The organism is Streptomyces flavofungini (assembly GCF_030388665.1).
Taxonomy (GTDB): Bacteria; Actinomycetota; Actinomycetes; order Streptomycetales; family Streptomycetaceae; genus Streptomyces; species Streptomyces flavofungini_A.
The window spans coordinates 31,928-44,563 of sequence record NZ_CP128846.1 but is presented as its reverse complement, the minus strand read 5'-3'; the positions used below and the strand labels follow the sequence as shown (position 1 = coordinate 44,563).

The following is a 12,636-nucleotide window of genomic DNA, read 5'->3' as shown; positions in this document are numbered from 1 at the left end:
AGCTTGCAGTCAGTTCACCATCGCGCGATAGCGAGCTTCGCGGAGGATGCGGTCGGCGCTCTCCTCGGGAGAGAGGGCGGCGGTGTCGAACCACCAGCCGGCATCGCCGAGTTCGCGTTTCATGTCGGCATCGAGATCTTCATAGCCGTCGAAGTCGAACCGTTCTCGTGGATCACGGAGAGTGTTGCGGTGTCGGCATGCTTGGATACCCGGTGCGAGGACGACGAACAGAACATTCCTGGCCGGAAGGAGCGAGACGAAGAAGTCCAACTGCTTGCGTTCGGGGATCACCCAGTCGATCACGGGCGTGAAGCCGGCGTCGGCAAAGTTGTTCGCCAGCATGCATAGATTGCGGTTGCACAGCTCCACCTGCCGCGCTGCCTCGTCGGCCGGTTCACCAAGGGCCCAGACACGGCCGCTGACGATCAGCCTGTTGATGAAGTCGCCGTCGAGCCGGGCGGAGCGCGGCAGGCGCTCGGCGACGAGCCTGGTCACCGTCGACTTCCCGGCCCCGGGCATCCCCGTCACGATCAGGCAGTCCGGCGTCTCAGCAGTGATCACGCTTGAAATCGTGCCAGCGTGCCTGGTGGCCAGCAAACGTATTTTCAAGGCGTGGTCCTCATGAGCCGTTCGCTCCGGCCCCCCCCGGGGCGAGAACGCCCGCGAGGCCTCTGGCGGTCCGCGGGCGGCGGGAGCCCGCACAGCGCATGGCCCGACGGCCGTCTGCCCATGCGGTGTCCCTGAAACTCGCCGACATTTCTGCGGCCGAGCCCCTCAAGCGTTCCTGGAACTCACCATCACACGTTGCTGCTTCCCACCGACACGATCACACCCTCGCCGACAACACCGTGCTCCTGTTCTCCGGCTCGGATGTGCACGTCATCGACGCTTCCGATGGTGAGAGAAGCACTCAGATGAAGAGGCCGACCGGTACGTCCGGAGCGAGCCGGTCACCGCGTTCGAGCCAGCGGTCGACCCAGGCGGGTACAGAGAGGACAAGTTGCTGCTGGGCCGCGTGGATCGCTGGGTCGTGCTCCTGGATCTGCTTCAGGGTGTCGCCGCACCGCTGGATGGCACGAATCTCCAGCACGCCGGGCCGCTCGGCCAGACCGGCGGCGAGGGTGGTGCACTGGTCGCTGTATCCGGGCGGCAGATGGCAGTTGCAGTGCTCGTCCCAGGCGGACAGGGGCAGGCCCCAGCCGGGTGCCGCGAGCAGAGCCATCAGCCGCCGATGGCCCCTGGCGCGAACATCGGGTCGATGACCCAGCGCTCGCCACCGTCGCGCCCATGGCGGCCGAGCCACCCGGTTACGGCCAGCGGCACCCCCAGCGTGCGGATCAGGCCGAGACGGCGCAGCAGTCCGCTGGTCATCCAGGCCGACGCCGCAGTGCCACGACGGCCCGGGCGCCGATAGGGGCGCTCGGCCGGGTGCCACCGGGTCGGGCAGGTCCTGGTGGCACGGCGTCATGCCGTAGCTGCCCAGCACTTGGTCCTGGACCTCGGCCGCGCGCAGCCACGCGTCAGGATCCAGCCCCAGCAAGGTAACGGAGGCAGATGTGTCCACCACGCGCAGCACCACCTGCCCGTCCTCGATGTGGATCCGGGCTCCGGGCACGCCCTTGATGCCGCCGTACTCGTCGGCACGGGGGAGCAGTACCTCGGCCAGGTCCAGGGCCTGAGTGTCGTCCTGGTCGCGCCGCTCGGCCGGATCGGCCTCGAATCGGATCAGGAGGCGGTCGGCACGCGGGTCGACGTACTCGATGCCCCACGGGTGCACCGTGGTGATCCGGCGCCAGGCCAGTGCGGCCATCACCCGGGCCTCCAGGAGCAACTGGTCTGCATCCGGCTGCGGGATCACCTGGGAGCCGGGCGCGGCGGCCTCGACCCGGCGCCGGGCGGACTGCCAGGGCAGCCCGGTGTACAGGCGCAGCAAGTAGGCGCGACGTTCGATGGCGGTGGTCTTCACGACTCGGAGCTCCTTCAGCGCCGCGGAGCTGTCCCGACACGGCGCGCGCGGCAGAGGGGCCTTGACCCCGAAGTTTGGACACCGGAGAGACTTGGATCTTGATGGTCCAGGAGAACGGAGTCCCTGTGGGGCTGAAGCATTACCCCGCTGAGTTCAAGGCGGACGCGGTCGCGTTGTACCGGTCTAGGCCGGGAGCGACGATCAAGTCGGTCGCTGGTGATCTCGGGGTGAACACCGAGACGCTGCGGAACTGGATCCGGGCCGCCGACGGGCGCCGGCCCGGCGCCCACTCCGGGCCGCCACCTGCTGCGCGGGCCAGCGATGATGGCGTTCAGGCGGAGCTGGCCGCGGCACGCAAGAGGATCCGTGAGCTGGAGGAAGAGCGCGACATTCTCCGCAAGGCGGCCCGGTATGTCGCGACGGAGACGCGCTGGTGAACCGCTTCCAGTCCGTCGCTGACCACCAGCGTCGTCACGGCGTGAAGCGGCTCTGCGACATCCTGGGCATCGCCCGCTCGAGCTTCTACTACTGGCGCCGCACCGCGGCCGCACGGACGGCCCGGCAGGCCGTCGAGGCCGGGCGCGCGGCCCGGATATGCAAGGTCCACCAGGACTCCGACCGCACTTACGGAGCCCCCAGGATCACCGCCGAACTCCGCGATCAGGGCGAACAGATCAACCACAAGCGCGTCGCAAGGATCATGCGAGCCATCGGGCTCGAGGGTGTTCGTCTGCGCCGCCGGCACCGGACCACCGTCGCGGATCCGGCAACGGCGAAGGCACCGGATCTGATCGGCCGTGACTTCACCGCGACCGAGGTGAACACGAAGTACGTCGGCGACATCACGTATCTGCCGGACAGCGGCTCGAAGCCGCTCTATCTCGCGACCGTCATCGACCTTGCCTCACGCCGGCTGGCCGGATGGGCGATCGCCGACCACATGCGAACCGAGCTCGTCATCGACGCCCTGGCGGCAGCCGAGCGGACCCGCGGGAGCCTGGCCGGAGCGTTGATGCACACCGACCACGGCTCGCAATACACGAGCAGAGCCTCCGCTGAAATCTGCAGATCGGCAGGGGGCCGGCAGAGTATGGGCACGGTCGGCTCCAGCGCGGACAATGCCGCAGCGGAGAGCTTCAACGCCGCCTTCAAAAGGGAGACGCTTCAGGGCCGCAAAGGCTGGTCGAACGAGCATGAAGCGCGACTCAACGCCTTCCGCTGGCTGGCCCGGTACAACACCCGGCGTCGGCACTCCCGCCTCGGTCAGCGGTCTCCGATCGCCTACGAGAACGACTGCCAACCAACAGCAACTACCCTGACCCAAGCCGCATAGACGTGTCCAAACTCCGGGGGCAAGGCCCCTTGACTGACTGGAGGAGGCTTGAACGTGCCCGTCGAGGAATCCTGGGAGAAGATCGAACACTGGATAGCCCAGCACGCCCCAGACGAGGACCTCCTCCCGGAGCCCTGCGCCCACGAAGACCTGGAGCGCCTGTATGAACGGCTCGGTGTGCGGCTGCCTGAGGACGTCGAACGCTCATTACTACGGCACAACGGCTCCGGGCGCACCACCGTTACCCCGCCGGGTTTTGTCCTGTATGACGTTGAGCAGATCGCGCGGGAGCACATCAACTCACTCGAGCGCAGGTTCGGAAGGGATCGACACGGGGCGTTCGACGGGAATCTGATTGTGCCGGTCGGTGGGCTGGGTGACACGCAGCTCGTGGTCAACACCAGGACAGGGGGCATGGGGCACTGGGGTAGCAGAATGCCGTACTACGGCCTGTTCGAGGACCCGCCGCCGCTGTGGCGATCCTCCTTCTCCAGTCTGCTGGAATACGCCGGGAACGCTCTCGCCTCGTCACCGCCCTGGATCGCGCGCGATGACGGAAAATGGCAGGCCACATGCGTGTGGCCGCACATCCCTGGACGGCTGATCTGGACCGACAACGTCCCCGAAGGCCTTGATGAGTGGGGACCCAGAGGCGACGAGACACCTGTTGAGGAGTCCTGGGAGAAGATCGAACGCTGGCTGGCCCAGCACGCTCCCCAAGAGGATCCGTTGCCGGAACCGTGTACGCGCGCCGGCTTGGAAGGCCTGTATGAGCGTATCGGGGTACGGCTGCCGGACGACATCGAGCGGTCGCTCCTACGCCATGACGGCTCGGGGCTGACCGACATCATTCCGCCCGGGTTCGTGTTGTACGGGGTTGAGAAGATCGCTGAGGAGCACGCCGACTCCCTTGAGTACCGGCTTGAGGACGACCTGTACGGTCCGTACGACAGCCGCCGGATCGTTCCCGTCGGAGAGCTGGGTGTGACCAAGCTCGTCGTGAACACACGGACGGGCCGCATCGGCGAATGGGACATCGAGGACGCTGGCTACCGATGGTTCGAAGGGCCGCTGTGGAGATGCCTTGCCAGCGTGCTGGATCTCGTGGGTAACGCTCTAGCCTCACCGCCCCCGTGGATCGCAAGGGTGTCCGACGACGAGGTATGGGAGGCCACAGACGTGGACCTCGACTTCCCAGGAACACTTGTCTGGACAGACGAGGACGGTCCGGACGAATAGGTGAACCGCTCCGGGTCTGGTGGAGGCTCGATTCCCTGAGAGGGTCGAGTCATGGAACGTCCGTCCGCCTATCCTGCTGAGCTTCGTGAGCGCGCGGTGCGTATGGTCGCGGAGGTCCGCCCGAACTACCCGACCGAGTGGGCAGCGGTGAAGGCGGTTGCCGCGAAGCTCGGGATCGGTGCCGCTGAGCCGGTGCGGACCTGGGTCCGCAAAGCCGAAGTCGATGCCGGCCGGCGTCGGGGCGTGACGTCCGACGAGGCTGCAGAGATCAAGCGCCTGAAGGCGGAGAGCGCCGAACTGCGGCGGGTGAACGAGATCCTCAAGGCGGCCTCGGCTTTCTTCGCGGCCGGGCTCGACCGGCCGTCGAAGCGCTCGTAGCGTTCATCGACGCACACCGCCAGGTGTGCGGAGTCGAGCCGATCTGCCGAGTCCTGACCAGCCACGGACTCAAGATCGCGACGAGCACCTACTACGCGGCGAAGAACCGCGCCCCCAGCACCCGGACAGTCCGCGACGCCGAGCTGAAGACGCAGATCAGCCGCGTCCACACGGACAACTTCAGCGTCTACGGCGTCCGGAAAGTCTGGCGGCAGCTGCATCGCGAGGGCATACCGGTGGCCCGCTGCACCGTCGCCCGGCTGATGCGCGACCTGGGCCTGGAGGGTGCCAGGCGAGGGAAGAAGATCCGCACCACCGTTCGGGACGACGGTCATGATCGGGCAGCTGACCTGCTGCAACGCGACTTCACGGCATCCCGGCCGAACGAAAGATGGGTCGCCGACTTCACCTACGTCGCCACGTGGTCCGGGATCGTCTACGTCGCGTTTGTCGTGGACGTGTTCTCCCGGGCAATCGTGGGCTGGTCCGCCGCCACCGGCAAGCGGGCCAAGCTCGTCCTCGACGCCCTCGACATGGCTCTGTGGCGCCGCGACCGCGCCGGAACTCCCGCTGGCCCGGGCCTGGTTCATCATTCGGATGCCGGCAGCCAATACACGTCTTTTGCGTTCACCGCGCACCTCCTCGAGGCCGGTATCGACGCCTCGATCGGCACAGTCGGCGACGCCCTGGACAACGCGCTCATGGAATCCCAGCTCGGCCTCTACAAGACCGAGCTGATCAAGCCCCGCAGGCCCTGGCATAGCCTTTCCGACGTCGAACTAGCCACCGCGGAATGGGTCGACTGGTTCAACAACCAGCGCCTCCACACCGCCATCGGCGACATCCCGCCCCACGAGCACGAGACCAACCACTACGCTCAACACCAGCCCCGACCGGCGGCTGGAGTCAACGCATAGAGCCTCCACGGATCCCGGAGCGGTTCAATCCGGGGCTCGTCCGCCCCGCTGACGTGAAGACTCTCTGCGCGGACTCCGGCAACGCCCGCAGGGAGCCGGCGGGAGGCGGGCACGACGCGGTCACCGCGAACACCGCCCCGGCAAGGGCAGGATGGCACTCATGGGACTGCACACCGCATACGGACTCAGCCGCATCATCAACGCACGGGGGCCCTACACCCCCCTCGGCGTCTCACGCAGTGGGGACGACGTCAGCGCCGCGGTCGCCGAGTCGCTGTCGGAGTTCTTCGTGATGGACGAATTGCAGGAGGCGGCCGACCGGGCCCTCGCTCGGTTCACCGGGGCGGAGGCGGGGACCGTCGTGCACTGCACCGCGTCGGCGATCACTCTCGCGGTCGCCGCCGCGATGACCGGGGAGTCCCTGGATCGCGTCGAGGCGCTGCCGGACACGACCGGTATGCCCGGCGCAGTCGTTCTTCCGACGGGACACGCGGTCAATTACGGACACTCCATCGTGCAGGCTGTCCGGCTGGCGGGTGCGGTCCCGGTTCCCGTGGGGACGGAGGCCGGGTTCACGCTGGAGGATCTGGAGACGGGTCTCGCGCGACAGGACGTCGCGTGCCTGCTGCTGGTGTCGTCCCGTCTCGTGCGCGGGGCCAGTGCCGAGTTGGCCGACGCCGTGGCGGTCGCTCATCGTCGCGGGGTGCCCGTCGTCGTCGATGGCGCCGCGCAAGACTTCAGGGTCGGTGAACTGCTGGCCACCGGAGCGGACCTGGTGGCCATCAGCGGCCAGAAGTACCTGGGTTCCCCGACCGCGGGTCTGGTGGTGGGCCGGGCCGGTCCGGTGGCGGCGGTGCGGGCGCAGGAACGGGGTATCGGCCGTGCGATGAAGGCGAGCAAGGAGGCGGTGATCGGCGTCCTCGCCGCGCTCGAGGCGCGTCAGGAGCTGGATATGGCGGTGTGGCGGCAGCAGCAGGCGGACAAGGTGGCGGACTTCGTCGAGCGGGCGGGTGCCGTCCAGGGCGTCACCGCGTCGTCCGTCCCCGACCCGACCGGCCTGCCCTTCGCCCGCGCCCGGCTGGTGGTGGATCCCGCCGTGTCGGCCATGGACTCGGCCGCTCTGGACGAAGCGCTGCGAGCGGGGTCACCGTCGATCTGGGCCATGCCTGGCCGACGGGATGCGGAGGGGCTGCTGTTCGAACTCGTACCCCTCACGCCGGATGAGATCGACGCCATCCTTGCCCGCTTGGCTGAACTGATGTTGCGGTAAAGGTTGTTGACGAGGGCGAGAGGTGGAGGGGGTGTGAGGAGGGGCAGTGACGCGAGTCGTCGGTCGCCCCTCGGTTGATGTCCGGCAACCGAGGGGGCGCGCCCGCCGCCGGGGTGTCAGGTGCGGTACGCGGGGAGCCAGCCGTTCTGGACCGCGTGGACGCCTGCCTCGAAGCGGCTGCGTGCCTGGAGTGCGTCCATGAGTTCGGCTGCGAAGCGGCGGGCGGTGCGAGTGGAGACGCCGAGGCGCTTGGCGATCGCATCGTCCTTCATCCCCTGGGCGAGCAGCCGGAGGGCCTCGCGGTGCTGTGGGGTGAGGCCGTCGGTGTCCCGTACCACCGTGGGCACCAAGGGTTTCGCGGCCTGCCAGGTGCTGTCGAACAGCTCGCACAGGGCCGTGATGACGCCCTGCCCCGTGAGGACCACGGCACCGAGGCTCGCGTCCGCGGGGTCCAGAGGGAGGACGGCCTCGGTCCGGTCCGCGATGATCATGCGGATTGGCAGGCTGGGAGCGGTGCGGACGTGGCCGCCGCGCTCGTGGAGCCACTGGACGTGCCGGAGCGTGGGCTGGTGATTGCGGATGCTGTCGAGATAGACGGTCCGTACGGTGACACCGCGGTCCAGCAGGGTCGCGTTCGGCTTGCGGCTGGCTTCGAGGTCGCTCTCCGAATGGGCGCCGCCCGGAGCGAGGGTCATGATGTCGTGGCGGACGTCGGAGGCGAGTCGGGCGAGTCGGTCGCGTATCTCCTCCGCGCCGGTCAGTTCCTCGGTGTGTAAGCCGGCTAAGGGTCTGTACGCGGAGGCGCACTCCGCGACGAGTTGCGCGGCTGCGACCCTCGCGGTCTCCAGACGCTCCTGGTGGGCGGCGAGTTCGGCCTGCTGGCGGGCGAGCAGCAGCTTCATGGCCTGTTCCGGGCCGAGTACCCGGAAGGCGCTGTCGGCCTTGGCGGGCGGTCGGACGAGTGCGAGGGAATGGAGCCGGTCGAGGCAGTTGCGTAGCCGGTCCTCCGGCAGTGCGAGTCGCTGTGACAGTGCGTATATCCCGTCGTCGCAATGGTCCAGCATGGCGCGGTAGACGCGTTCGGTGTCCGTGTCGAGTCCGAGTGCGGCCAGCATGAGGTGTGTCTCCCGAGGGGTGAACGGGTCCGGAAAGGCGTGGGGATTGGGGGCGCGGTGGTCTGCGCGACGGTCGGGGCAACCGGGCGATCAGCCTTTGGGTGGCCCTGCAGACACGGTGCGACGACTACGGGTGTGTGCATGACGCATGGAATGAACTTCCGATGCGTGAGTGATCTTGTCAAGGTCGCCTTTCGGCCCACGAACTCGTCCGTACCGGGCTGCCGAACCCGGCCGCCACAGTGCAGGACCGGCCTCGTGAAGGCAGCTTCCGACAAGTCGACCGGGGTCTACTGGCTCTGTCCGATGCGATGGCGGGCCGGGCTGACCATGACGGATGCCGAACCGTCGGCAAGCCGCGACGACTTCGCGGGCCGCGGGCGAGAGGCGTCCGGCCCGTTCGTGCCCGTGCTGTCGTGCCAGGTGCAAGGCGCTGTCATCCAGCCGGTCCGTGAACGCGCATTCTTTACGACGGCTTGGCCTTCGGCAGGCGCCGCGCGGACGGGTGATGTGGTGCCGAGCCCTCGGCCGGTAGGGGAGGCGGGCGAACGGGGCGTCACGGGCGGCGGCGGGGGAGACGTGTCGGGGGACGGTCTCGGGGGCCGCCCGTTCGCGAGGTGGGGGCGCCTGTCGCGGGTGCGGAGGGTGACGTGGCGCCGTCGGTCAGGGCGCCTCGACGGCCCCGTCGGTCCCCGTTGCAGGTGAGGCGGACGCCCCGGGCGCGGTGGGCCCCTGTTCCGTGCCGGACGGAGAGTGTGACCCGGTCCGCAGGCCCAGTGTCCAGGCGGCAGCGGTCGTCAGGACGCTGAGGAGACCGGCTGCCAGGAACACCGGGCGGGGATTGCCGTGATTGAGAGTGGTGAGCGCACCGCCCGCGAGGGCTCCGACCGGACTCGCCGCCAGCGCGGCCACCTTGGCCGTGGCGGTGACCCGGCCCAACAGGGCTCTTGGCACCAGGCGTTGGCGCAGTGTGCGGATGAGTACCACCGCTGTCACCGTGGAACCCCCGAGCAGCAGATTCAGCACCAGCAGCGGCACCAGGGAGGTCGCCACCCCCAGGGACGCGAGTGTGGTCCCCAGACAGGCCGCGCTGAGCGCGATGAGGGTCTCGTGCCGCATCCTGCGGCCGAGCCGGAGGGCCACCGCGGTGCCGAGCACGCCGCCTATGCCGCCTGCCGCGACGACGGCACTCGCCTCGGAGGCGCCGAGGTGGAGCGTGTCGCGCAGGTAGAAGACCAGGAGGTAGCCGACGGCGAGGAAGAGATTGGCGCTTGCCTGCAAGCAGGTCACCACGAGCACGACACGCAGAGACCGCAGACAGCGGAAGCCCTCGACCAGGTCGCCCCGCACCCCGCGCAGGGCCTCGCGCAGCGGCGGGGAGGGGGCCCGGCCCACCCGGCCCTTGCCGCGCAGTACGTGCAGGACGGAAACGAAGGACACCGCGAAGGTGCAGGCGTTGACCAGGAGGGCGACCTGGAGGCCCCAGAGTGCCGACAACACGCCGACCAGCCCCGGGCCGACGATCTGCGCGCTCTGGTTCGCGGCCTCCAGGAGCGAGTTCGTACGGACCAGGCGTTCCTCCTCGACCAGGTCCCGCACCGCCACGGTCAGCGCGGTCTCGAAGAACACGCCGGCCCCCGCCGCGACGAACGCGAGGGCGAGGATCACCGGGACGGCGAGCTGCGAGGTGGCCGCGAGCACGGCGAGGGACAGGAAGACCGCGAACCGTACGACGTCCATGGTCAGCATGACGTTGCGGGGGTTCAGCCGGTCCACCAGTGCGCCGGCGGGCAGGCCGACCAGCAGGTAGCCGACGGTCCGCGGGATGGCGGCGAGCACGGCCGCGTACGGGGATCCGCTCACCTCGAGGACGAGCAGGGGAATCGCGAGGATCGCGAGGCCGTCACCGATGAGCGAGACGCTCTGGCCGCCGAGGAAGACGCGGAACGCCAGGGGCGAAGGACGGACGGGCGCCGCTGGGGTCAAGGCATTCGTCATAAAGGCTGCGTCTCCAGCGGTTGTTCAGCTCTCTTTGGGCTGCGAAGTCTCGAGTCGCGTCAAGGGAATCGGTAGAGGACGACGGCATCGACCCGCCTTGAATTCCCGGTTCTCCGTGGAATGCGTGGCGTCGCACGCTCAGAACACGATGCGATCCGGGGGCGGCCCCCATCAACCCCTTCGGCCTGGACGGTATCGGCCACTGCATTCATCGGCCAGCCATGGAATGGGATGCGGGCGCAGTTGGGCAGGTGGGAGGGAATTGAAGGAATGAACCCTCGACCCGCTGTGGCACAGAGCCGGTCGAGGGCGGAGGGACTCGGGCAAAACCAATCCGGCGGCGGCCTGGGACAGGGGCACCACAGCTTTGCGGTGGTGTATCAATAGTGCGTCGGATGACGGACGGACGGCCTGGGTGTCGTCATGGCCGGCCCGCCCGGCCCCGGAGGCGGGAATGGCCGGCGTGCGTACTCGGCCGCGGTCGCCTGCCGTCGAGTGAACGCGAAGGGAGTCGCCTGGGGGTGCGGGCGACCGGCGGGTGCGCGGGACCGTTCGCGGCCGGGACGGCCGTCGGCCGAGCATTGGAACATCGGCTGAGCACAGGAACAAGGGTGAGGGGGAAGGGGGAGCCATGTATCTCGTGCATGTCCGTCTGGACGGGCCCGCCGATGTGCCGCTGCCGGTGGGCACGGGGGCTGCCTTGATCTCCTGCGCCGAGCCGGGAGACGGCCTGGAGCACGTCAGCGTGGACCCGGACGGGCCCGGCGGGCCCGTGGTCGGCCTCTTCCTGACCGCGCCAAGTCTGGCTGACGCAGAACTGAGGGCCGCGGCCCTGTGCTCCCGATCACTCGCCGCGTATTTCCCGTTGGCACCTTTCCGGATGGCGTCCTGCGGAGTGGTGCTGATTCCGGAGTTCTGGGATCGCATGGCGTCCCCGTCACCCGTGGACGGGATAGGACACGACATGTTCCGTCCACCGGACTCCCCTTCCGCGCAGGACGGCGAGTTGCCAGAGTAGGGGCACCGGCGCGGCGGGAGAGCCAGAAGCACTCCGAGCGGGTTCCGGGAGTTCACCGAAAAAGCAGAGCGCAATTCACCGAAAGGCCGTTCCGTGAGACTCACCCCGACTTTCAGGACCGTCGCAGCCGGCTGCATCGCGCTCGGCGCCCTCCTCATGGCTCAGGCGGTCTCCCCGGACAGTGCTCAGGCCATCGCCCAGGTATGTTCCAAAGGCATGTCCGCCGCCACCGTGCCGACGGGCGGCCTGTCCCAGCCCACCCCGGACATGATGCACAGCGCCGATGTGACCTGGGGCAGTTGAGCCCGGGCGCTCCCTCCACCCCCGACCCGCGGGCCGGGTGAGCACGGCGCCCCTCGTCGTACGCGACCACGCTCCGCCCCGCTGCCGTGAGACCCCGCATGAGCGGGAGGCGCGCACGGACGTCGGCCCACGCCGATCACGGTGACGTGCCGCCGCGTTCCCGGCCGCAGTGGTCTTCCCCCGGCCGGCGCCGAGTCGCCCGGCATCCGCAGTGCCCAGGACGTGTTCGCTGAGCACGCCCCCTCGGCCGTGCGCCGCACCTCCCTTCTTCAGCGGAGTCCGCCCCCGGCGCGGCGGCGCGCGAAGCCGCCGCGCCCGGCCCATGCTTCCCCATCCCAGGAACTGACATGGAGCAACGCAGACCATGACGACTGCCGTCACCCCGCGCACCCAGGAACTCCTCGACCAGGGCTACACCCTGCTCGACGGCATCACCACCGACGAACAGGCTGCCGCGGCCCTACAGGATCTCGGCGCCCTCATCCCGCAGTACGACGGGCAGCTGCGCTATCAGGTGAAGGCCGCCCCCGGCTTCGAGGACCGGCGCTACTCCAAGAGCACCAACACCATCCTCGTGCACACCGAGGCACCCGGCTGGAACCCGCCGCCCCGTTACCTCGCTCTCCACTGCCGGGTCCAGGCCCGATGCGGCAGCGGACAGACCGAACTCGCCGACGCGTACGCCTTCATCGCCTCCCTCAGCGAGGAGGAGCGCCAGACGGTGCAGGGCAAAGCCATCGACTGGGTGGGCCACAACACCGGAGGCACCGGCACCGCCGGAGTGCGACGTCCCGTGGTGGAGAGCACTCCCGAGGGCCGTGACATCGTCCGGTTCAGCTACAACCTGCTGACAGCCGGCCACTACGACCCTCCGATCGACGCCGACGTACCCGCCGACGAACTCCCGTTGGGCTCCCTGGGACGCGAACTCGCCGTGCGGGCCGAGTCGTTCTTCCGGGACAACAAGGTGTCCGTCCTCATTCCGGAGGAATCGATCCTCGTCTGGGACAACCAGCGGATGCTGCACGCCCGCTCCTCCTACAGCGACGCGCGACGCCACCTGACGCGCTACTGGCTCCAGGAGTCCTGAGCCCGGCCG

The 12,636-nt window shown here is 68.9% G+C and carries 11 protein-coding genes; 7 read left to right on the top strand and 4 right to left on the bottom strand.

Translation table 11 applies throughout. The features are described 5' to 3' along the window. Positions 1 to 9 precede the first annotated feature (9 nt). Both QUY26_RS00210 and QUY26_RS00205 read right to left on the bottom strand, forming a co-directional pair. Positions 10 to 561, bottom strand: coding sequence for an AAA family ATPase (locus tag QUY26_RS00210; RefSeq protein WP_289943051.1), 552 nt, complete (start codon positions 559 to 561; stop codon positions 10 to 12). 349 nt (positions 562 to 910) lie between these two features. Then, positions 911 to 1,966 (bottom strand): hypothetical protein, encoded by a 1,056-nt coding sequence (locus QUY26_RS00205; RefSeq protein ID WP_289943050.1) that lies wholly within the window; start codon positions 1,964 to 1,966, stop codon positions 911 to 913. A 125-nt stretch (positions 1,967 to 2,091) separates the two neighbouring features. On the opposite strand from QUY26_RS00205, the gene QUY26_RS00200 reads away from it, so the two are divergent. The 4 genes from QUY26_RS00200 (at position 2,092) to QUY26_RS00185 (ending at position 7,103) form a co-directional block, all read left to right on the top strand. Next, positions 2,092 to 3,299, top strand: a protein-coding gene (locus tag QUY26_RS00200; RefSeq protein ID WP_289943049.1) for an IS3 family transposase whose coding sequence is annotated in 2 segments (ribosomal slippage) — positions 2,092 to 2,380 and positions 2,380 to 3,299 — 1,209 coding nt in all. Because the reading frame shifts where the segments join, the coding sequence is not laid out codon by codon here. 54 nt (positions 3,300 to 3,353) lie between these two features. Further along, positions 3,354 to 4,538 carry an SMI1/KNR4 family protein gene (locus tag QUY26_RS00195; RefSeq protein ID WP_289943048.1) on the top strand — a complete coding sequence of 395 codons (1,185 nt, stop codon included), beginning with the start codon at positions 3,354 to 3,356 and terminating at the stop codon, positions 4,536 to 4,538. Positions 4,539 to 4,589: 51 nt separating this feature from the next. Next, a protein-coding gene (locus QUY26_RS00190; protein WP_289943047.1) for an IS3 family transposase occupies positions 4,590 to 5,833 on the top strand; the annotation gives its coding sequence in 2 pieces (ribosomal slippage) (positions 4,590 to 4,872 and positions 4,872 to 5,833; 1,245 coding nt in all). A gap of 160 nt (positions 5,834 to 5,993) precedes the next feature. Continuing rightward, a complete protein-coding gene (locus tag QUY26_RS00185; protein WP_289943046.1) occupies positions 5,994 to 7,103 on the top strand; it encodes an aminotransferase class V-fold PLP-dependent enzyme in 1,110 nt (369 codons plus the stop codon). 116 nt (positions 7,104 to 7,219) lie between these two features. On the opposite strand, the gene QUY26_RS00180 is transcribed toward QUY26_RS00185, so the two are convergent. Both QUY26_RS00180 and QUY26_RS00175 read right to left on the bottom strand, forming a co-directional pair. Beyond that, positions 7,220 to 8,218, bottom strand: a complete 999-nt coding sequence (locus tag QUY26_RS00180; protein WP_289943045.1) for a helix-turn-helix transcriptional regulator — start codon at positions 8,216 to 8,218, stop codon at positions 7,220 to 7,222. A gap of 663 nt (positions 8,219 to 8,881) precedes the next feature. Continuing rightward, positions 8,882 to 10,216 carry an MFS transporter gene (locus tag QUY26_RS00175; protein WP_289943044.1) on the bottom strand — a complete coding sequence of 445 codons (1,335 nt, stop codon included), beginning with the start codon at positions 10,214 to 10,216 and terminating at the stop codon, positions 8,882 to 8,884. Between the two features lie 631 nt (positions 10,217 to 10,847). Between QUY26_RS00175 and QUY26_RS00170 the strand changes: the two genes are divergently transcribed. The 3 genes from QUY26_RS00170 to QUY26_RS00160 all read left to right on the top strand — a co-directional run bounded on the left by QUY26_RS00170 (position 10,848) and on the right by QUY26_RS00160 (position 12,627). Then, positions 10,848 to 11,234, top strand: coding sequence for a hypothetical protein (locus tag QUY26_RS00170; protein WP_289943043.1), 387 nt, complete (start codon positions 10,848 to 10,850; stop codon positions 11,232 to 11,234). Positions 11,235 to 11,327: 93 nt separating this feature from the next. After that, complete coding sequence (locus QUY26_RS00165) at positions 11,328 to 11,537, top strand: hypothetical protein (RefSeq protein ID WP_289943042.1); 210 nt, start codon at positions 11,328 to 11,330, stop codon at positions 11,535 to 11,537. A 364-nt stretch (positions 11,538 to 11,901) separates the two neighbouring features. Further along, on the top strand, positions 11,902 to 12,627 hold the full coding sequence (locus QUY26_RS00160; RefSeq protein ID WP_087882397.1) for a TauD/TfdA family dioxygenase: 726 nt from the start codon (positions 11,902 to 11,904) through the stop codon (positions 12,625 to 12,627). The last annotated feature ends 9 nt before the right edge of the window (positions 12,628 to 12,636 follow it).